Here is a 19,373-nt window from a genome sequence, read left to right as displayed (position 1 = left end):
CGGTTCCTCCCCTCAGGCTGCGGTCTGCTGGACGAACCAGGCGCGGACGGCATCCGGGTCGTAGCGCAGATGACGGCCGACACGAGCCGCAGGTGGCCCGGTGCGACGCTTGCGCCAGGTGTAGAGGGTCTGGACGGGAACGCCGAGGTACGCCGAGACGTCCTCGACGGACCAGAGCTTGAGCGGTGACACGGGGGTCATGTCGTCTCCCAGCAGTCGGATGGGTCAGGCGGCAGCCGGCGCGATACCGGCCGGGTTGGTGCTGACTTCGTGGGCGAGTTCTTCCCGCCCGGCGGCTTGTCGCTCCCGGGCCATGGCGGCGGCGGTGTTGGCGAGGAGGGCATCACCGGTGGTGTGCCAGCCGACGCCGGCGAAGGTGAGGGTGCCGACGATCAGGGTCGTGTCGTCGTGCTCGTCGACGAGCTGGCCGCCGGCGGTCGGGTGCGCGTGGTCCTGGTCCTCACGCTGCCGGTGGTGGCGGCGGGTGTCGCGCAGGAGCTGGAAGGTGACCGAGTATCGCCGGGCCTTGGTGAGAAAGTGGCCGCCGAAACCGAGCATGTGCGCCCATCGGCGCAGTCGGGCGTAGGGGTTGGGGTTGGCTGGTCGCGTCGATTTGGTGTCAAGGCCGGCTTGACGGTGGGCGACGCAGACGGGGCAGGCGGCGTATCGGGTGTGGGTGCCGCAGTCGGGGCACTCCCAGCGGTCGACGAAGCCGGGCCGGGGCCGGTGGTCGCGGGGCCGCTGGGACAGCGGGACGGGGGTGCCGGTGGGTCGACCGATGCGCCAGCAGGCGTCGATGAGGCGGGCGGTGTGGTCGCCGTCGGGGTCGGCGTGGTCGCCGATGGTGTCGGCGGTGAGCCTGACGGAGCGGTGCCCGGTTACCTCGGTGCTCTTGGTGGCGTACTTGGCAAGGTAGCCGGCAACCATGCTGTCGGTGACCTCGCCGTGGCCGTTCAGCGTGATGGGGCGGATGTCGAGCTGCTCGCCCCAGGCGATGGGCCAGCCGTCGGGCCGGTCGGGGTGGGTGGGGGTGGCGAACGCGACCTGAGCGGCGGCGTGCCGGAGCGCGTCGACGAGGTCGGCGGTGGTGAAGGCGTCCGGTGGTGGGACGACGGCGGCCGGGTCGTCGGGGTCGGCGCCGTCGAGGCGGACCAGGGCATGGAAGTGGACCGCACCGCGTGCCTGGAACTCGGCGGCCTTGCCGTGGGACAGCCGCACGGGCGGGACGGTGCGGGTGTTGCCGGAGGCGGTGACGACCTGGACGCGGGGGATGCCGCGCCGTCGGGCGAGTTTGGCGAGGTGCCGTTCCGCGGCTTGCTTGGTGCGGTGCCACAGCTCGCCGGAGAACAGGTTCCAGACGGCCTGGTGGTCGTGGTCGTAGCAGTCCAGGCAGAGCGGTTGACCGAGGGTGGCGTCACCGGGTTCGTGCCTGGCCCAGCAGACGGCGGGGCGGCCGTGTGGGCAGCGGCCGGCGGTGGCGTCGGTGGCACGGCGGGCGTGGCAGGGGTCGGGGCGGCAGTCGCAGCGCTTGCGGTTGGCGCAGGTGTGTTTGCGGACGGCCCGGACGTGGACCGGTCCGAACGACGGTGCGGTGAAGGTGGGGAACACCGCCGGGTGCTGGGTGACGGTGTCGGGTACGCCCTTGCCGCCGATGAGGCCGGCGCGCAGGAGTTGGTAGGCGTCGCGTTGGTAGGTGTGGGCGCAGGAGGGGCAGACGGTGGCGCGTCGGTTGCCGCAGGCGGTGTAGATGACCGCGTCGGGCATGGTGTCGGTGTGCCGTTGGTCGAGGACCCGACCGGTGGTGGGGTCGACGGTGTGGAGGCTTCCGGCGAGGCGGATAGGGCGGGTGCAGCCGGCGGCGGCGCGGACGTGTTCGATCCAGCCGAAGTAGTCGGGTCGGGTGGCGCGTTCGAAGGCGGAGCCGGCGGCGGTGTAGTCGTAGATGGGTGGGACGTCGGCGTTCGAGCCCACCCCCCGGGCCAGAGCGCGGGGGGTGAGGTCCAGCGTCGAGGCCATCAGGCCGCGCTCCCGTCGTTGGGGGTGCGGGTGGTGATGGTGCGTTCGGTGACGATGACCCGGCAGGCGCTGCATTGGCGCTTGGTCGGTTCGTGCCGGTGGCAGGGGATGAGGGTGGTCTGTTCACCGCAGCGGACGGTGACCGGTGCCCGGCAGGGTCCGCCGGGGATGACGTCGACGACGGTGCGTCGGATGTCGTACGGGTGCCCGTCGGGGTAGACGGGGCAGGTGTGGGTGACGTGTTCGATGTCGACGATGACGATGGTCATCGGGCACCACCGGTCAGGGTGGTGAGGAGTTGCCCGGCGACGGCCGGGGTGACGTCGAGCCGGTCGGCCAGCTCGTCCGGGGTGATGGGTGCTCCGGTGTTCTGCTCGTGTTGCACGGCGGCGAAGCGGGCCATGGGCAGCAGGTGGGTAGGGACGTCGACCGGCTCCGGTGCCGGCACGGTGGCGGGTTCCAGCGCGACAGGCGCAGCGGTGACGGGCTCCAGCTTGGTGGGCCGGGTGACCGTGATGGGTGCCGGGTCGGTGGTGATGGCGGCCGGCGTTACCGGCTCGGCGGTGACCTGCTCGGTCACCTGGACGTGAATCGGCTCGGCCGGCTCAGCGACCGGCGATGTGTTGTCGGTGGCGGCCGGGGCGGGGGCGAGGACGAGTTTCACCAGGGCCATGAAGGCCAGGGCGGGTACGGCGGACAGGAGCCACCCGGAGAGGCCAGGTTTGGCGACCGCGAGTTGTGCGGCGAGGGAGAGGCCAGCGGCGGCGATGAGCAGGAACAGCGGGTAGCCGATGGAAGCGCCGAGCCGGCGGCGTCGGCGGATGGTGAGGAGGCAGGCGATGGGGACGAGTTCGGAGATGACGGCGTTGGCCCAGCCGAACCATTGCCCGGTGCCGGTGGGGGAGTTGGCGAGGGTCCAGTCCTTGACGTGGGTAAACGAGGCAGCCCCGGCGAAGCCGGCGACGGCGACGAGGATGAGGACCAGGACGACACCCTCCACACGGGTGCCGGCAGCGGGGGTCTTCGCGGACATCAGTGGCCTCCGTGGCAGTCGAGGCAGCAGCCGTAGCGGCGAGGGATGTAGTAGGGCTGCACCAGGCCGCACACCTGACAGGTGCGGCGGGCGCGGAGCGCCTTGGTGACGGCCTCCCGTTGGGCGGGGGTGGCGGTCCGCTTCGGCTTGGCGAGGTCGAGGCGGTAGAGGTAGGCAACGCGCTTACCGCGACGCCAGAGGATCTGACAGACGGGTTCCTGTCCGGCGGGCCGGAGGCCGGCGGCGCGCAGTTGCCGCCGGGTAGCAAGGCCGTCGGGGGCCATCCGGTACGGATAGGTGGGCATGCCGTAGCGGCTGCCGGTCGGGTCGTAGAAGACGGTCATGAGCGGTCTGCCCAACGCTGTTGGGCGGCCTGGCGGGAGATGCCGAGCCGGGAGCCGATCTCGGCCCAGGAGTAGCCGAAAGCCCGCAGGCCGACGACGGCGTCACCGATGGCCCGGTCGAGATCGGCGGACAGCGCGACGAGGTCGCGGAGCGCTTCGACGTCGCCGGTGGCGACGCGGCGGCCGTGGGCGCGGATGATGCGCCGGGTGAAGGCGGCGAACTGGTCGTTCTCGACGACCTCGCGACGCTTCTGCCGGGGGACGGATGGCGTCAAGGACGCCTTGACGGTGCTCACCGGTTCTCACCCCCGGCGGTGTGGAGGCGGTCCCACTCGTCGGCGGCGGCCTCAAGGGCGGTGACGACCTGCTCGGCGGTGCGGGCCGGGTCGTCGTTCCAGGAGTAGGGGGAGGTGTGTTCGTCGAGGAGGTAGCCGTCCTCGTCGATGAAGAACATGGGCGCGGTGGCGTCGAGGTGGTCGACGAACACGTCGAGGGCGGTGACATAGTCGGTGAGGGCATCGCTGTCGAGTTGGACGAACTGCTCGATCCGGCGACCGGCGCAGGCGATGCGGATGGCCCCGGCGGCGCAGGCCGGCGGGGTGAGGATGTCGGTGGTGGAGGCGTAGTAGGTGCCCTGGTGCCAGCCGTGCCGGCGCAGGTAGAGGGCAGCCATCCGGAGCAGGTCAGCAGTGGTGACCATTCCGGTGGTGGGCGGGTTCTGGGTAGCCTTCACGGCAGCCACGTCCTTTCAGAAGGGCTTGGTGGGAGGTCGGCGGAACCGGTCTGCTTTCCAGGGCTTGAGCCGGTTCCGTCGGCCGTTCAGCGGGTGCGTAGCCGCAGGTAGCGGCGGAATCGGGTGGGGTCGTCGGCCAGCGGCACGGGCGCGGAGGCGAAGGCGAGAATCCCGTGATCGGCGGCCAGCTTCAGGAGCGTGGCGAGTTCGGCGGGCGTGCCGACGACGAAGCGGTTGACGTAGCGGGTGGTCGGTCGCGGGGCGCGACGTGCGTGGATGCGCTGGAGCAGGCTCATGCGGCGGTCTCCCAGTCGACTCGGGTTCCGGTGGGTGCGGATAGGCGGGTGGGGCGACGGGTCCAGGTGGCGTAGTCGGCGATGCCGGCGATCTGGGCGTCATCGAGGTAGGCCACCTTGATGCGGCGAGGGGTGCCGCCTTCGGCGATGAGGTAGGCCGCGCCCTGGTTGGTGGGGGCGATATCGGTGGCGGTGTAGCCCTGCTCGGCCCAGCCGTGACCGAGGACGATGTTCGAGCTGTTGGGGGTGGTGCAGCGGAACGCGGCGCGGTAGCCGAACAGGTCCCGCAGGCTGGTGGGGATGATGTCGAAGGACGGCCGCTGAGTCGCGGCGATGACGGGGATACCGGCGGCACGTCCCCGGGCGACCAGGTCGCGGAGCAGGGCGACGAACTCTTCCTGCTCCTGCTTGCTGCCGATGGTGGCGGAGTAAAAGGCGATTTCGTCGACGAGGACGGTGATGACGGAGAGTCCGTCGAGGGCGGTGACCTTGCGACGTCCGTGGGCGCGTAGCCAGGCGTAGCGGTTGTTCATCACCGTTTGCAGGCGTCGCAGGACGTCGAGGGCGGCGGTGATGTCGGGGCCGATGAACGCGTCGGCGCAGTCCTCCCACTGCCCCAGCTCGACGAGCTTGCCGTCCAGCAGGACAAGGCGGGAGTCGACGGAGAGCGCCGCGTGGGCGGCGATGGTGTTGAGGAGGCCGGACTTGCCTCCACCGGGTTCGCCTCCGGCGAGGAGGTTGCGGTAGGCCAGGGTGATGTAGACGTGCTGGCCGAACTCGTCGATGCCGATGAAGATCGGGTCGAACATCGACAGGCCAGGCCCCACCGGAATGCCGGCGGTCGGGGCGGATGCCGTAGCCATGGGTGCCCTCCTTGGGCGTTGGTGGGCGCGGGAAGCCACACGAAGGAGCCCGTAGGGCTCCCCGCGTCCGGGTCGGGTTGGGGTGGGGTCAGAGCCAGTCGGAGAGGTCGTCGGCATCCGACGACGGCGCGGGGGCCGGCTTGCTGCCGTTGGCCGACGTGGCGGTCTGCTTCTTGGGCTGGACGGGCAGGGTGATGGTGGGGGCCTGGACGTCGGGCAGGTCCAGGGCGGTGGGGATGACCGGCGTCGGCCGGTCGGTGGCCGGGGCGTCAGGGTCGATGACGTCGGCCAGGGGAGAGGTGACGGTCGCGGTCAGCACCTCACGGCGCTTGATGTCGAACCGCAGGTACGCGGCGTTACCGTCCGAGGCCCGTTCGACCAGGACGGACGAGGCGTGACAGGTCACGGCGATCTTGTCGAGGCGGCCTTCCAGGTCCGCCAGGGACAGGCCGGGCCGCAGGTAGACCCAGACCCGTTCGCCGACCGGGGTCGGCGTGGCCCACAGGATCAGCGGGAGGGAACCCGACTGGTTGGCGATGATGAACTGCGCGAAGCACACCCGCAGCCGGTGGCGCACGATCAGGCACCACACCCAGGCGACGACCTGACGGCGCAGAGCAGGAACAGCGGCCGGAACGCCGAGGACGACGGCGACGACGGCCAGGGTGACCAGGGTCGAGGTGTGAGTGGCGAGCTGCACCCAGCCGGTGAGCAGCAGCACGGCCAGGACGATTTCGGGGGTCCACCACCACAGCAGCCGCAGTACCGGCCAGATGCGGACCAGGAGCCAGGCCAGCGCGCCACACGGGACGCTGACGGCCGCGCCGATGAACAGCGCGATGATCGGGTGTACGTAGGCAGCGGCCACCACGGCAGCGAGTACGCCGATGATGACCGCAGTGAGGATGAACGCCATGCGAGCGTTCCGGGCCGACGACCGGTGCACCTTGGCCTCGATGACCGTCACGGTTCCGATTGACTTCCGCCCGAACGAGCGGCGAGGGCTAGACTTGGACATGACACGTCCTCCCAAGCGATTGGGCTGGATGGGTTGGAGAGCACGGGGTCGGCAGGTGTAGGAGCCAGTACCGGCCCCGCGCTCGAAATACTCAGGCCGCCGCAGCAGCCGATGGGCTCAGATGCAGGCGATGAGCAGTGCGGACACCCACAGGCAGGCCGCGTGCAGGGACTGATCCGCCAGGTACATGCCGCAGATCGGGGCTTGGCGGTCGGCGAAGTCCGCGCTTCCGGTGTGGATGAGCAGCCACCGCACCGGCCAACGCCGGTCGAGGATGGCGTGGGAGACGGCGGAGAAGCCGACACCGGCAGTGAGCCCGACAACGGTGACGGGCAGGTCGAGCGCGACGATGGCGACGGTCAACATGACCACCACCACGAGGTGATAGGCCACGATGTGGCCCAGCAGGTGACGCCAGCCGTCCCAGCCGGGAGCGGCCTTGTGGGCGGCCTGCTTGTCGGACTGACCGAAGACGTGGTCGGCCACCTGGTGGCCGGCGTAGAAGGTCGCCGCGACAACGGCGAACACGATGGCGGAAACGAGCATGACAACCACTCCCAACAACAATGGGCAGACGGGTTGGATGGCAGGCGGGGTCGGCAGGTGTAGGAGCCAGTACCGACCCCGCGCCATATCGAGAGGGCAACCGCAGGTTGCCGAGGGCCGGGAGAGTAGGAGCCAGAAACGCTCCCGGAACCTTGGGCGGATCAGATCAGCGGACCGTCAGGCCGCTTCGTGCGAAGACACCAGAGGCTCACACAGCACGGTGAGCGAGGAACCTCACTTGGCCGCCGAGGCACCAGCCTTCGGCTTCAGCGAGATGGCACGGAACGCGACGCCGTTACGCCCGTTGGTCGCCCACGGAATGGCCTCCAACTGCTCGACAGCGACGAGCTGTCCCACCGTCACGCCCGGCTTCTCTCCCGCCGTGGTGATGGTGATGATCTCGCCACCGGTCTCGTCGAGCACGAAGACCTGGGTGGACCACATGAGCCGGCCAGTGTTCTTCTCCGACCGCTGGTTGCCGTTCTGGTCGTTCTTCGGCTCCGGGTCCCTCGTCACCTGAACCTGCTTGCTCTGGGTGTCCACGTACAGCTTCACAACAAACCTCCTGTGTCTCGGGCCAGGTAGTGAGCTTGTCCCCGGTGGACTTTCTGCTCTTGGCCTCTGCGGTAAAGACTCCCGGAAAGCGGGGGACAACCCATCCGATGGGCTGGACGACTATGGGACGTCTGGGCTACCTTGTAGTCGTCCTAAAGTCGTCCCTTGAGGAGTGTCCGATGCCGAACGACCGGCTACGCGATGCCATCCTGCGCAACGGCCTGACTCCCGTCGCCGTAGCCGAGAGGATCGGGGTCGACGCGAAGACTGTAGAACGCTGGATCACCCAGAATCGGACGCCGTATCCGCGCCATCGGCACGCCATCGCGGCGATGGTGCGTGAAGACGTCCCGTACCTGTGGCCGGAGGCGGTGACCCCGGAACGGGCATCGAAGATCGGGCAGAGCGAATTGGTCCAGCTCTACTCCCGGCGTTCCTCGGTGCCGAACGACCTGTGGCGACGACTGATCGAACGGGCCGAGCAGCGCATCGACGTACTGGCTTACGCCGGCCTATTCCTCGTGGAGCAGGACCCGATGCTTGTCGACGTCCTGCGTCAAAAGGGCCTTGACGGCGTAACGGTGAACATCCTGCTAGGTGATCCGACCAGTGCCGCGATCGAGCGAAGGAGCGTCGAGGAAGGTGCGCCCGGCGTGATGGCCGCGAAGATCCGCCAGGTCCAGGGGTACTACAAGCGGCTTGACGATGCGCCCGGGGTGAACGTGCTCTACCACGACACGACCCTCTACAACTCGATCTACCGCTTCGATGACGAGATGTTGGTCAACATGCACGTCCTCGGTTTCCCGGCGCCCCACGCGCCCGTCATGCACCTACGCAAGCTCAACGGCGGCGACCTGTTCCGCACCTACTCAGACAGCTTCGACCGGATCTTGGGCGTCTCGAAGCGCCGGCCCGGCGACGAGGTGGCAGCCTAGAGACATGGCGAGAACCGAGCACTACCACGACCCGAACGCGCCGAAGGCCAACAGCATCGTCGTCGCCGTCTCCGTCTTCGTCCTAGACGAGCAGGCCCGGGTGCTGCTCATCCGGCGCACCGACAACGGTCTGTGGTCCCTGCCCGGCGGTGGTCAGGAGATCGGTGAATCGGTCGCCGAGACGGCAGTCCGGGAGACCCGCGAGGAGACCGGCATCAGGGCTGAGGTGACCGGGATGGTCGGTGTCTACTCCGACCCCGGTCACGTCATCGAGTACTCAGACGGCGAGGTACGGCAGCAGTTCTCGCTCTGCTTCCGCGCCGTACCGGTCAGCGGCACCCCGACCCCGAGCGACGAGTCACACGAAGTCCGGTGGGTTGCCCGCGACGAGCTGGCCGCGCTCGACATCCACCCGTCGACCCTGCTCCGCATCACCCACGGCTACGAGGAACGCCCCGAGCCCTACATCGGCTGACGAACACCGCCGGCGAGCCGCTCCTGAGTCCGCCGCACAGCGGCAACCATCTCCGGTTCCGCCCGACCGATGAACCGCGTCACCAGGTGCTCCGGCCCATACCGTGACCGGATTTCCGCCAGCCGCTCCAACACCTCGAAGTCCTGGCCGTCCGGCCCGGTCGTCATGTCCGAGAAGCAAAGCCCGTCGGTCACTGCGGTTTCCTCCCGAGGGAACTCGGCGGCCAGGACCTCACCGAGCCCACGTTCCTCCGCTTCCAGCCAGGCGCAGGAGTGATGAGCTACCAGGGCGGCAATGCGCTCGTTGAACCGCTCACGCCGCAACCAGCGCCCACCGTCGAGGGAGTGAAAGCCGGTATCGACCAGGTCAGGGCTGTAGCCCACATCATGCAGCCACGCCGACGCCACGAGCACCGCGCGATCTTCGGCCGGGACCGCCGCGCTGATCCGGTCCGCCTTGGCGGCCACCGCCTGGACGTGACTCCACCGACGAGGTAACGGCGTCTCCAACAAGTGTCGCGCAACTTCCCGAGCGGTATCGACGAGGTCGGCCATCCCGCCAGGGTACGGAGCGACGCGGTCCCTGCACCATCCCGTGTCCAGTCACCGACGGCCGGGGCGGCCGGCTGCCGGCGATGTGGTTCAAACTTTCTGTACGTCTTCAAGGCGGCCCTGAACGGGCCGCACGCGCCGCCGACTGGGCGCGCGCCCGTCGCTCCGCTGGCGCTCCACGCCGGCCACGCCGAACGCCCGTCGGCTGGCGCGGACGCGGGACACCGGACGGGCCGCCGCCGACAGATAGGACGGTGGGTGTGCTGTTTCGGGGCCGGCAGCCGGCCGCGCCGCGTCCGAGCGACGCGGCGTAGGTGGGGCGCATCGGGGTCCGCGCGGCACGTTCCAAGCATGGGGGCGGCGGCCGCGCGGGGCACGCCGGTTGTCCAGGAGCCGGCTCCGTAGCCGGTCGGGGTCAGATCAACTGCTCACCGGCGAGGGGGTGGGGTGGCCGCCGGTGGCCAGCTCCGACCACGGGAGCCCGGTCCGCGCCGGGCGAGGTCAGGTCAACTGCGCCACGGTGGCGGCGTTCGCCGGGCGCGCGGTCCGTGACACGAAAGCCGACACCGACCCCTGGACGACCCGGCGCGTCCGTACGGCGTCAAGCCGCGCCTGACATGGCGGGCCGGGCGGCGGCCCGCTCCCCAGAGGGCGAGTCGATGGCAAACGGCAGTCGGCTGGCTGCAAGATTCTTGATGTCGCCCGGAAACCTTTCTCCGGCAACGAGCGGAGGGGTAGCAGTCCAGCGTAAGTCGCCGACCGGCTAGAGCTTGCCGGTACCTAAGAGTTTAGGTATCAGCTCCATCAAGCCCGTGCCCGACGCGTGCCCGATGCGCGCAGGGCGTGGCGGGCTCTTGAGATCATGGCCGGGTGATGTCTCAACTGTGGCCGATCCTGCTCGGTGCTGTGCTGGCGATTGGCGGCGGCTACCTCGGCGCTCGCTGGCAGGGCCAGCAGCAGCGGGCCAGTATCCTGCACGAAGCCCGCATCAACCTGTACGTCGATTTGATGTACGACTGCCAGCGCCGTCGGGAGGGCCTTATGTACATGAAGCCAGAGCCGTATGAGACCCCCAAAGACATGTCCACGAAGGTGTACCTTCTTGCCTCAAGCGCGGTGAAAGAAGCTTGGCGGCGGGTGCAGGTCTTGGACATCGAGGCCGAAGCAGCGAAGCGAACCGGCATAAACCAGGCGAGTGACCCGGCGGTGCGGGTTCATCAGCAAAGATTGGCAGCGTTAACAGAACTGGAAGCGAGGATTCATGCTGATGTAGCCGCCTCTTGACTGGGTAACGATCGGGGTGCGTAGAGCGGGATATGGACGGACGGCATCGGACGCTCGTGCCAGCGTATGACGGAGCCGGAGCGGGTAGATGCGACAGCAACAGGGCCGAAGTAGGAGAGCCGAAGACGGTGGGCGACGGATCAGCGCCCGAAGTCAGGGACGTAGACGGACACCGCCGGACGAAGCGCGCAGAGCTTACAAGCGAGCGGTCGACGGGGCTGGTGGGTGACGAACTGGGTGACAACCGGGGTGTACGACGACGGATGTTGATGAACGATGGTGGACTATCTCGCCACGTAGCGCCGTGTATCGGAGCTGATCCAGCGTCCATGATCGTTCTTTCACACCGAAGGCGTCTACTCGCTCCACCCCGGACCCGACGGGCACCGCTCGCAGCCGGTGATGCCGCAAGCGCGCACGTTGGCTGCCGCGTGGATCGAACCCGTTCCGGGGCAGTCGGCCCGGCCGCACTCCGTCGACATGTTCTCGTGGAGGATCACGATGCCGAGGCACGACGGCAAGGACTTGACCCCGAAAGGACGACGAGCCATTTCAACCTCGCATGGGTGACTAACTGAGTGACGATCGGGGCGGACCGGCGCGCACACCGGTGGACGATGACGGACCGAGAGTCCAGGGTGCGACGGGAGTAGGGGCAGGTCGGCCCAGCTTGATCGTTGCCTGGGGGTCAAGGAGTCAGGCCGTCGCCAGGCCGTGGAACGTCGACCATTGATACCCAACGGTGGCGATCGATGCCAAGTGTTTGCGCAGCTCAGGCAGAGAATGGGCACTCTTTGCCCGGTTCGCCTGACGCCAGGGGCCAGTTCAACGCCAAGTGACGCCGTCCCCTCGACGGCACTGAACTGCGCGGACAGCACGGCACCCTCCCTGCTGGGCCTTCGGGGTGGGGCCGTGCTGCGAAGGAATGATGATCACCGGACGGGTGCTGTCCCGGCTCGTTCGTAGCAGTCCGGGAGGAGACCGGTATCGGTGCCGAGGTGACCGGGATGGTGAGCGTCTACTCCGACACCGGCCACGTCGACGAGGACCCGGGCGGTGCTGGCATGATCAGTGGGCCGAGTGTCGCCTGACGGCCCTCAGCTACTGAGGCCCCTTGACGCGGAGGATCGAAGTTGGCGGGCGTGGAGGGGTTCTCGTTACGTGGCGGTATCCGGGTGGTTCCTGGAGTTGGAGGCGGTTTTCGCGCCGAATCTGGCTGGCCGATGGCGAGGCTTCGAGCGGACCCGAACTCCATCACGTTGAGGGAGATCTGGGCCGGAACTCTGATGATCACCGCCGACAATCTGGTTGCGATCCGACGATGGCGAAGCGCCGGGTTGGAGTTCGAGGTTAGTGATTGTGATGAGTTGTGGATCTTTTGGACCCGTGATGTCGACCGATTGATTGACCGCCTTGCGGCGTTCGGATGGACCGCAGAACGGTGACGGCGCTCCCGCCGAGATGGCCCGGAGCGTCCGGGCCTGAGTGGCCAACCGAGTGACGGTCGGTACGCGCATCGCCGGACGACCATGGACGCTGGAAAACCATTTCTGCAGGTCACCGTTCGCATCGAGGCTGGCCCGGCCGGTCGGTAAGGTCCTTCGGGGCATAGCGGTCGCGTTGTAGGTTCAGCGCCTACGTTCAGGCCGAGCGGCCCATGCAGCAGCGGCGGCGCAGAGCATGAGGCAGACGAATAGGCAACTCAGCGCGCCACACAGCAACATGATCCCAGCCCCGATGCCCTCCATGAGCATCAGCGTAGGCGCTCAGCCTTGCGTTCCCACAGCGTGCCCGATGCGTAGAGGTCACGGGTTCGATCCTGGGGAGGTGCGGACAGTGGCACGCTCGCTGAAGGCGAGGATGGCTGCCGCGATAATGGCAGGTACAAAGGATGCAACCAGCCCGATTTTGCCAACCTCAACCCATGTCGGATAAATCTTGGCGAATGCTGCGGGAAGTGCGTCATCAAACTCTGTCGGTTCGTCGGATAGCCATAGTCGCCATCCGGAACCGTAGCAGCAGACAACGCTGAGCAGGCTCGTTATTAAGGTGACCACCCTTGCGGCCTCGTGACCCGTCCTGACCCACAAGGCAACGCCGGCCAATGTCGGTGCGAAGAAGAACGCATACCACAGGGTAATCCGGGCTTCGAAATGGAAGTAGGACGCCTTGAGCGCGATCGAACTGCTGTCTATCGGTGTGCCGGAGCGGTTCGCTGCGTCGTTTACGGCAGCGTTGATGTTCCCTTGGGTGTATATTACGGAAATCGCCGCGAATATTAGCAGGAATGCCTGGAGGGTCAACAGCGCGCTTGCGATATTGACTCCCGGTGAGAGGCGTCGAGGTAGCCGCTCGCCAGTCGAGTTCATGCTGGTTGGAGCCACGAGCCGATGCTATATGGCGATCAACGCCAAGCACCTGGCGGGGTGGCGGGCGGTGGTCGACCAGAATCGCAGGTGGCTGCGGCGTCAGCCTGGCGTCTTTCCAGTGGGCCCTGAATGCACCGCAAAGGAACCTTCCAAATCGACTCGTGCGGGGACGGGTGACCCTATCCCCTGACGCTTCGTGCGTGCTCGACGGTATGACGCTGCATTCCCGGATCGACCGTCGGTATGTTGCGCCGAAGCCGTCCCCCGCTGAATGGCCGAGGCTAGCGGGGGAGCGGCGTTGCGACGTAGACACCCTTGCCCTGCCTGCCGTCGATCAACCCTTCGGCTTTGAGGATGAGCATCGCGGCGCGGATGACGGTGTTGCTCACCTCGTATCGCTCGCACAGGGCTGCGAAGGACGGCAGCTTGTCGCCCGGCTTCAGGTGACCGGAGCTGACCTGCTCGCGGATATCCCGGGCGACCTGTAGGTACGCGGCTTCAGACATGGTGGTGCTCCCAGCTTGGCGGCTGGTGCAAGGAGACCACGTAGCCGCCGGACTTGCAACGCAATGTGTTGTCAGCTGTTGACCCTGCGCACATTGCGTCCTAAGTTGCTGAAGGGATCGCCCAGCTTGGCGGCCGGGTCTCCCGCCGTGGGTACCCGACCTCGAACGGACCGGTCGGGTGCCCACGGCCCCTGGAAGCGTCCCTGGGAGGTGTGGTGAGTCAATCGAACGAGGGGGTGAATGGCATGCCGATGGGGCCGGGCAACCGGAGTCCCGGCCATCGCCGCCCGGCGGCTCGGGGTGTGGGGCCGGGCGGCGACCAGCGGCGCGTCTCGTACGACGGGTATGTCGCCGCGGTGGCGTTGACGCTCGCCCGCCGGCACCGGCCGGCCTGGTCCTGGCGGCGCTGGCGGTGGGTCTGCCGCTGCGGCGCTGACCTGCCCTGCTCCAGCCGGCACCGCATCCCGATCAACCGTGGTCACTGGCCCGATCAGGACGATCCCCGGTGACGAGCCATCAACCGGTCCCGCCGACCTGGACCTGTGGCGGCTGCGGCACCGACTGGCCCTGTGGGCCGGCTCGCCGGCAGCTGCTGGCCGAGTACCGGGACGCCCGGGTGGCCCTCGCGCTGTACCTGGCTGCCCAGCTCGTCGCCGCCGGCCGGGACCTTGCCGTGCTTCCCGCCGGCCAGCTGCACCACCGCTTCCTCGGCTGGACCCGATGAGCATCCTGCGACGCGGAGTACCACTACAGCGACGGTTCGCACCGGTGGGTCCCCGCCGGACCCGGACTACGGCCAGGAGGTGTGGGACGAGGAGGTGCGCCAGCACAAGCACGGCCATCTCAGGAACGAGTACCCGAAGGTACGCCTCCGGCGCCTCGTCTGAGCGTCACCCCGGGGAGGCGGCGCGGTCCCGCGCCGTCAGCTGGTCTCGTCGTACGACCGGCGGGCGGCCTCGATGGCGGGCAGGTGCTGTCCGGCCCAGTCGAGGAGCACGTCGACCGGGTGCCGGAGGGTCTTGCCCAGCGGGGTGATGCGGTACTCGACGGCGACCGGCCGCGACGACAGGACGTGCCGGGCGACGATGCCGTTGCGTTCGAGCCGGCGCAGGGTGGCGCTCAGTGACTTCTGGGACACGGTGGGGATGGCGTGGCGCAGCTCGTTGAACCGGGAGGGCCGTTCGCAGAGCTGGTTGAGCACCTCCAACGACCACTTGTCGAGGACCTGGTCCAGTAGTTCGCGGTGGGGTGGGGCGATCCGGAGGGTTTCCTCCGGCAGGGGTGCGGTTTCCGGCATGACACCTAGTCTCGTTGAAGTTTCCTCGGAGCACCAGGTATCCATGAGATACCAACGAGGGAGGAACTCAGATGGGTGTCCAGCTTTTCTCCGCACCGGGCATGATGCAGCCCGTTCCCTACCACCACGTCGCGGTCGCGTCGGGGTCGCGCCACGTCCACGTGGCCGGTCAGATCAGCCGCGACGAGGCCGGCCGGCCGGTCGCCGTCGGCGACCTGCGGGGTCAGGTCGCCCAGGCGCTACGCAACACGGGGTACGGGCTGGGCGGTGCCGGCGCGGGCTTCGCCGACGTCGTGCGCCTGACGTTCTACGTGACGAACTGGTCGCCGGAGCGGATCGGCGACTTCATGGCCGGGGTGGAGGACGTCGCGGGAGAACTCGGCCTGCCGCAGCCGTTGCCCCCGTCGTCGCTCATCGGCGTCGACTACCTCTTCGAGCCCGACGTTCTCGTCGAGGTCGAGGCGACGGCGATCCTGGACTGACCGTCCCGGCCCGGGCAGACGGGTCGTTCACCATGTCGGCGATCCGGCGGTATCCAGCCGCTGCGATCCCGCCGGATCGCCGACATCGAGTTGGTCATGTGGGCCGGCCCGGGGCGGTGGGGCGGGGCAGGGGAGGATCAGGCGGGCAGGGGGTGCGGGCCGGACCCGCCCGACGGAGGGGGAGACGCGATGACGCAGGGCCGCTCGCCGGGGTCGTACGCTGCCGACGGCCACGATCTGATCCGGGTGCAGGGCGCGCGGGTGAACAACCTGCGTGACGTCGACGTCGAGATCCCGAAGCGCCGGCTGACCGTGTTCACCGGGGTCTCGGGGTCGGGCAAGAGTTCGCTGGCGTTCGGCACGATCGCCGCCGAGTCCCAGCGGTTGATCAACGAGACCTACAGCGCCTTCGTGCAGGGGTTCATGCCGACGTTGGCCCGGCCCGAGGTGGACGTGCTCGACGGGCTGACCACGGCGATCATCGTGGACCAGGAGCGGATGGGGGCGAACGCCCGCTCCACCGTCGGCACCGCCACCGACGCCACCGCCATGCTGCGCATCCTGTTCAGCCGCCTGGGGCAGCCGCACATCGGCCCGCCCAACGCGTACTCGTTCAACGTCCCCTCGGTGCGGGCCAGCGGCGCGATCACGGTCGAGCGGGGCGCCGGCCGGACGAAGACCGAGAAGGCGACCTTCCACCGGCTCGGCGGGATGTGCCCGCGCTGCGAGGGGATGGGCGCGGTCACCGACATCGACCTGTCGGCGCTCTACGACGACGACAGGTCACTCAACGAGGGCGCGCTGACCATCCCCGGTTACAGCATGGACGGCTGGTACGGCCGGATCTTCCGGGGCTGCGGCTACTTCGACCCGGACAAGCCGATCCGCCGGTACACGAAGACCGAGCTGCACGACCTGCTGTACCGGGAGCCCACCAGGATCAAGGTCGACGGCATCAACCTGACGTACGCCGGGCTGATCCCGCAGATCCAGAAGTCGTACCTGGCCAAGGACGTCGACACCCTGCAACCGCACATCCGGGCGTTCGTGCAGCGGGCGGTGACCTTCACGACCTGCCCCGACTGCGCCGGCACCCGCCTCGGCCCGGAGGCCCGGTCGTCGAAGATCGGCGGGAAGAACATCGCCGACGTCTGCGCCATGCAGCTCAGCGACCTCGCCGACTGGCTGCGCGGCCTCGCCGAACCCTCGGTGGCCCCGCTGCTGACCGGGCTGCAACGGCTCCTCGACTCGTTCGCGGAGATCGGCCTGGGCTACCTGTCGCTGGACCGCCCGGCGGGCACCCTGTCCGGTGGGGAGGCGCAGCGGACCAAGATGATCCGCCACCTGGGGTCCTCGCTGACCGACGTCACCTACGTCTTCGACGAGCCCACCGTCGGGCTTCACCCGCACGACATCCAGCGGATGAACGGTCTGCTGCTGCGGTTGCGGGACAAGGGCAACACGGTGCTGGTCGTGGAGCACAAGCCGGAGACCATCGCGATCGCCGACCACGTGGTCGACCTCGGCCCGGGTGCCGGCTCGGCCGGTGGCGAGGTGGTCTTCGCCGGCACCGTCGCCGGGCTGCGCGACAGCGGCACCCTGACCGGGCGGCACCTCGACGACCGGGCCGCCGTGAAGCCGGCGGTGCGCACCCCGTCGGGCGTGCTCCCGGTACGCGGCGCGGACACCCACAACCTGCGCGACGTCGACGTCGACATCCCACTGGGCGTGCTGGTGGTGGTCACCGGGGTGGCCGGGTCGGGCAAGAGTTCCCTGATCCACGGCTCGGTGGCGGGGCGTGACGGGGTGGTCGTGGTCGATCAGGCGGCGATCCGGGGGTCGCGGCGCAGCAACCCGGCGACGTACACCGGTCTGCTCGACCCGGTCCGCAAGGCGTTCGCGAAGGCCAACGGGGTGAAACCGGCGCTGTTCAGCGCCAACTCCGAAGGAGCCTGTCCCGGCTGCAACGGCGCCGGGGTCATCTACACCGACCTGGCGATGATGGCCGGGGTCGCCACGGTCTGCGAGGAGTGCGAGGGTCGCCGCTTCCAGGCCGCCGTGCTGGAGTACCGCCTCGGCGGTCGGGACATCAGCGAGGTGCTCGCGATGTCGGTGACCGAGGCGGCGGAGTTCTTCGGTGCGGGCGAGGCACGTATCCCGGCGGCGAGCGCCATCCTCGGCCGGCTCGTCGACGTGGGGCTCGGCTACCTGCGCCTGGGTCAACCGCTCACCACCCTGTCCGGCGGCGAGCGGCAGCGGCTCAAGCTGGCCACCCGGATGGCCGAGGCCGGCGGGGTGTACGTCCTGGACGAGCCGACCTCCGGGCTGCACCTCGCCGACGTGGCGCAGCTGCTCGGCCTGCTCGACCGGCTGGTCGACGGCGGCACCTCGGTCATCGTCGTGGAGCACCACCAGGCGGTGATGGCGCACGCCGACTGGATCATCGACCTCGGTCCCGGCGCGGGCCACGACGGCGGGCGGGTCGTCTTCGAGGGCACCCCCGCCGACCTGGTCGCCGCCCGCTCCACCCTGACCGGCGAACACCTCGCGGCCTACGTCGCCCGCTGACGCCGCCCTGCCCCCGCCGGGACCACCCCCGGCCGGCTCGCCCTGCCCCCGCCGGGACCACCCCCGGCCGGCTCGCCCTGCGCCCGCCGGGCCGCGCGTGACCGGGGCCTGCCGGGCCGGGTCGCGGGGACGGTCCGGCGGGGCGGGCGGGGCGCGGACCCGACGGTGCCGGGGGCGGCGGGGAGCAGCCGCCTCCGGCACCGGGGGCGTCAGAAGCATCGACGGACCTGGTCGACGCCGCGACGCCGGTGCGGCGGGCTACCGTCCCCTGGTGAGGAAGCCCTCCAGGGCGAGGGTCGCCGCGCCGAGGCTGACCGGGTTGCCGGCGACGGGGGAGCGGACGATCTCGGTGGCGGCGAGCGGGCGACGCAGCGCGTGCTGGGCGACGACGGTGCGGACCTCGTCGCGCAGCCGGTCGCCGAGCCGGTCGGCGACCCAGCTGCTGAGCACGACGACCTCCGGATTGATCAGGTTGACCAGGTCGGCGACGGCGACGCCGAGGTAGCGGGCGGTCTCGGCGACCACCTTGGCGGCGGTGGGATCGTCGGCGGCCAGTGCGGCGGCGAGGGCGTCGAGGGTGGCGGTCTGGTCCTCGGGGTGCAGCAGTGGGCTGGTCGGGGCCAGGTCGCGCAGGGTCTGCATGATGCCGGGCGCACCGACGTACGCCTCCACGCAGCCCCGGCTGCCACACCGGCACAGCCTCCCGTCGAGGACCAGGGTGGTGTGCCCCCACTCGCCGGCGCTGTTGCTGCCACCCCGGTAGAGGGTGCCGCCGAAGGCGAGGCCCGCGCCGACGCCGGTGCCCAGGTTGATCACGGCGACGTCGTCGCGGCCCCGGGCGGCCCCGGCCCACAGCTCGGCGAGCACCGCCGCGCGCAGCGGGTTGTCCAGGTGCAGCGGCAGTGCCAGGCCGTCGGCGAGCAGGTCCCGCAGCGGTACGTCGTGCCAGTCCCAGTTCGGTGCGAACACCGACACGCCGCCCTCCCGGTCGACCTGCCCGGGGACGCTGACGCCGACGCCGAGCACCCGGGCGTCGGTGCCGGCCAGGACGGCGTCGACACCGCTGACGATGTGCCGGACCACCTGGTGGGGGCGGCGTTCCAGCGGGTGCAGCGGCTCCTCGGCCCCGGCCAGCCGGGTCAGCGTGGTGTCGAAGAGGTCGACGTGCACGTACGTCTCGGCGACGTCGACACCGACGAGCAGTCCGCCGTGCGGGTCGGCGGTGACCAGGCCACGGGGCCGGCCGCCACCGGAGTCCTCCCGGCCGGCTTCGGTGAGCAGCCCGAGGGTGGTGAGTTCGCCGACCAGGGTGGCGACGGTGCCGAGGCTGAGGCCGGTGTCGGCGGCAAGGCGTTGCCGGCTGGTGGTGCCGGCGGCGACGACCTGCTGCACGACGGTGAGACGGTTGGCGGAGCGGATGTCGCGGGAGGTCCGGGCCATGGCTTATCGCAACACTTACGAAAACCCTTGGCAATAGTGCAGGATGACAGCTGTCGATT

General features: G+C 69.3%; 24 protein-coding genes. 7 read left to right on the top strand and 17 right to left on the bottom strand.

Annotation, left to right across the window (positions count from 1 at the left end; translation table 11 throughout):
• Positions 1-12: 12 nt before the first annotated feature.
• The 12 genes from JQN83_RS07275 to JQN83_RS07220 all read right to left on the bottom strand — a co-directional run bounded on the left by JQN83_RS07275 (position 13) and on the right by JQN83_RS07220 (position 7,404).
• A complete protein-coding gene (locus JQN83_RS07275) occupies positions 13-201 on the bottom strand; it encodes a helix-turn-helix domain-containing protein (RefSeq protein ID WP_208566258.1) in 189 nt (62 codons plus the stop codon).
• Between the two features lie 24 nt (positions 202-225).
• Positions 226-2,016 (bottom strand): replication initiator, encoded by a 1,791-nt coding sequence (locus tag JQN83_RS07270; RefSeq protein WP_208566257.1) that lies wholly within the window; start codon positions 2,014-2,016, stop codon positions 226-228.
• Positions 2,016-2,285: a hypothetical protein gene (locus JQN83_RS07265; RefSeq protein WP_208566256.1), complete on the bottom strand. Its 270-nt coding sequence runs from the start codon at positions 2,283-2,285 to the stop codon at positions 2,016-2,018. Before JQN83_RS07265 ends, JQN83_RS07270 begins: the two co-directional genes overlap by 1 nt.
• The gene (locus JQN83_RS07260; RefSeq protein WP_208566255.1) at positions 2,282-3,049 is read right to left on the bottom strand and encodes a hypothetical protein; all 768 of its coding nucleotides are present in this window, start codon (positions 3,047-3,049) and stop codon (positions 2,282-2,284) included. Before JQN83_RS07260 ends, JQN83_RS07265 begins: the two co-directional genes overlap by 4 nt.
• Entirely contained in the window at positions 3,049-3,393 is a 345-nt protein-coding gene (locus tag JQN83_RS07255; RefSeq protein ID WP_208566254.1) for an RRQRL motif-containing zinc-binding protein, read from the bottom strand. The genes JQN83_RS07260 and JQN83_RS07255 overlap by 1 nt, the downstream gene beginning before the upstream one ends.
• Entirely contained in the window at positions 3,390-3,689 is a 300-nt protein-coding gene (locus JQN83_RS07250; RefSeq protein ID WP_208566253.1) for a hypothetical protein, read from the bottom strand. Before JQN83_RS07250 ends, JQN83_RS07255 begins: the two co-directional genes overlap by 4 nt.
• On the bottom strand, positions 3,686-4,126 hold the full coding sequence (locus JQN83_RS07245; protein WP_208566252.1) for a DUF6197 family protein: 441 nt from the start codon (positions 4,124-4,126) through the stop codon (positions 3,686-3,688). The genes JQN83_RS07250 and JQN83_RS07245 overlap by 4 nt, the downstream gene beginning before the upstream one ends.
• Positions 4,127-4,212: 86 nt before the next feature.
• Entirely contained in the window at positions 4,213-4,422 is a 210-nt protein-coding gene (locus JQN83_RS07240; protein WP_208566251.1) for a hypothetical protein, read from the bottom strand.
• Positions 4,419-5,285 (bottom strand): FtsK/SpoIIIE domain-containing protein, encoded by an 867-nt coding sequence (locus JQN83_RS07235; RefSeq protein WP_208566250.1) that lies wholly within the window; start codon positions 5,283-5,285, stop codon positions 4,419-4,421. Before JQN83_RS07235 ends, JQN83_RS07240 begins: the two co-directional genes overlap by 4 nt.
• 88 nt (positions 5,286-5,373) lie before the next feature.
• Positions 5,374-6,303: a hypothetical protein gene (locus JQN83_RS07230; RefSeq protein ID WP_208566249.1), complete on the bottom strand. Its 930-nt coding sequence runs from the start codon at positions 6,301-6,303 to the stop codon at positions 5,374-5,376.
• A gap of 117 nt (positions 6,304-6,420) precedes the next feature.
• Positions 6,421-6,849, bottom strand: a complete 429-nt coding sequence (locus tag JQN83_RS07225; RefSeq protein WP_208566248.1) for a DUF3307 domain-containing protein — start codon at positions 6,847-6,849, stop codon at positions 6,421-6,423.
• Positions 6,850-7,083: 234 nt separating this feature from the next.
• Positions 7,084-7,404: a hypothetical protein gene (locus tag JQN83_RS07220; RefSeq protein ID WP_088643449.1), complete on the bottom strand. Its 321-nt coding sequence runs from the start codon at positions 7,402-7,404 to the stop codon at positions 7,084-7,086.
• A 179-nt stretch (positions 7,405-7,583) separates the two neighbouring features.
• Between JQN83_RS07220 and JQN83_RS07215 the strand changes: the two genes are divergently transcribed.
• Together JQN83_RS07215 and JQN83_RS07210 are read left to right on the top strand one after the other, a co-directional pair.
• The gene (locus JQN83_RS07215) at positions 7,584-8,342 is read left to right on the top strand and encodes an XRE family transcriptional regulator (protein ID WP_208566247.1); all 759 of its coding nucleotides are present in this window, start codon (positions 7,584-7,586) and stop codon (positions 8,340-8,342) included.
• 4 nt (positions 8,343-8,346) lie between these two features.
• Complete coding sequence (locus tag JQN83_RS07210; RefSeq protein WP_208566246.1) at positions 8,347-8,817, top strand: NUDIX domain-containing protein; 471 nt, start codon at positions 8,347-8,349, stop codon at positions 8,815-8,817.
• Here JQN83_RS07210 and JQN83_RS07205 read toward each other — a convergent pair.
• A complete protein-coding gene (locus JQN83_RS07205; RefSeq protein WP_208566245.1) occupies positions 8,805-9,371 on the bottom strand; it encodes an HD domain-containing protein in 567 nt (188 codons plus the stop codon). The two genes, JQN83_RS07210 and JQN83_RS07205, sit on opposite strands and share 13 nt — an antisense overlap.
• 867 nt (positions 9,372-10,238) lie before the next feature.
• Here JQN83_RS07205 and JQN83_RS07200 point away from each other — a divergent pair.
• Both JQN83_RS07200 and JQN83_RS07195 read left to right on the top strand, forming a co-directional pair.
• Positions 10,239-10,652, top strand: coding sequence for a hypothetical protein (locus tag JQN83_RS07200; protein WP_208566244.1), 414 nt, complete (start codon positions 10,239-10,241; stop codon positions 10,650-10,652).
• A 1,133-nt stretch (positions 10,653-11,785) separates the two neighbouring features.
• Entirely contained in the window at positions 11,786-12,097 is a 312-nt protein-coding gene (locus JQN83_RS07195) for a hypothetical protein (RefSeq protein WP_208566243.1), read from the top strand.
• A 360-nt stretch (positions 12,098-12,457) separates the two neighbouring features.
• Here JQN83_RS07195 and JQN83_RS07190 read toward each other — a convergent pair whose 3' ends face one another.
• A complete protein-coding gene (locus JQN83_RS07190; RefSeq protein WP_208566242.1) occupies positions 12,458-13,036 on the bottom strand; it encodes a hypothetical protein in 579 nt (192 codons plus the stop codon).
• A gap of 266 nt (positions 13,037-13,302) precedes the next feature.
• On the bottom strand, positions 13,303-13,527 hold the full coding sequence (locus tag JQN83_RS07185) for a winged helix-turn-helix domain-containing protein (protein ID WP_208566241.1): 225 nt from the start codon (positions 13,525-13,527) through the stop codon (positions 13,303-13,305).
• Between the two features lie 505 nt (positions 13,528-14,032).
• Between JQN83_RS07185 and JQN83_RS07180 the strand changes: the two genes are divergently transcribed.
• Positions 14,033-14,251: a flavin reductase gene (locus JQN83_RS07180; protein WP_208566240.1), complete on the top strand. Its 219-nt coding sequence runs from the start codon at positions 14,033-14,035 to the stop codon at positions 14,249-14,251.
• Positions 14,252-14,449: 198 nt separating this feature from the next.
• On the opposite strand, the gene JQN83_RS07175 is transcribed toward JQN83_RS07180, so the two are convergent.
• Positions 14,450-14,824 (bottom strand): winged helix-turn-helix transcriptional regulator, encoded by a 375-nt coding sequence (locus JQN83_RS07175; RefSeq protein WP_208566239.1) that lies wholly within the window; start codon positions 14,822-14,824, stop codon positions 14,450-14,452.
• Positions 14,825-14,895: 71 nt separating this feature from the next.
• On the opposite strand from JQN83_RS07175, the gene JQN83_RS07170 reads away from it, so the two are divergent.
• Positions 14,896-15,306, top strand: coding sequence for a RidA family protein (locus tag JQN83_RS07170; protein ID WP_208566238.1), 411 nt, complete (start codon positions 14,896-14,898; stop codon positions 15,304-15,306).
• Between the two features lie 189 nt (positions 15,307-15,495).
• A complete protein-coding gene (locus tag JQN83_RS07165) occupies positions 15,496-17,874 on the top strand; it encodes an ATP-binding cassette domain-containing protein (protein ID WP_208566237.1) in 2,379 nt (792 codons plus the stop codon).
• A 258-nt stretch (positions 17,875-18,132) separates the two neighbouring features.
• Here JQN83_RS07165 and JQN83_RS07160 read toward each other — a convergent pair whose 3' ends face one another.
• On the bottom strand, positions 18,133-19,314 hold the full coding sequence (locus JQN83_RS07160) for an ROK family protein (RefSeq protein ID WP_208566236.1): 1,182 nt from the start codon (positions 19,312-19,314) through the stop codon (positions 18,133-18,135).
• Positions 19,315-19,373 lie beyond the last annotated feature (59 nt).

The sequence above is a fragment of the Micromonospora antibiotica genome (genome assembly GCF_017599305.1).
GTDB lineage: Bacteria > Actinomycetota > Actinomycetes > Mycobacteriales > Micromonosporaceae > Micromonospora > Micromonospora antibiotica.
This window is presented reverse-complemented; position numbering and strand designations above follow the sequence as displayed.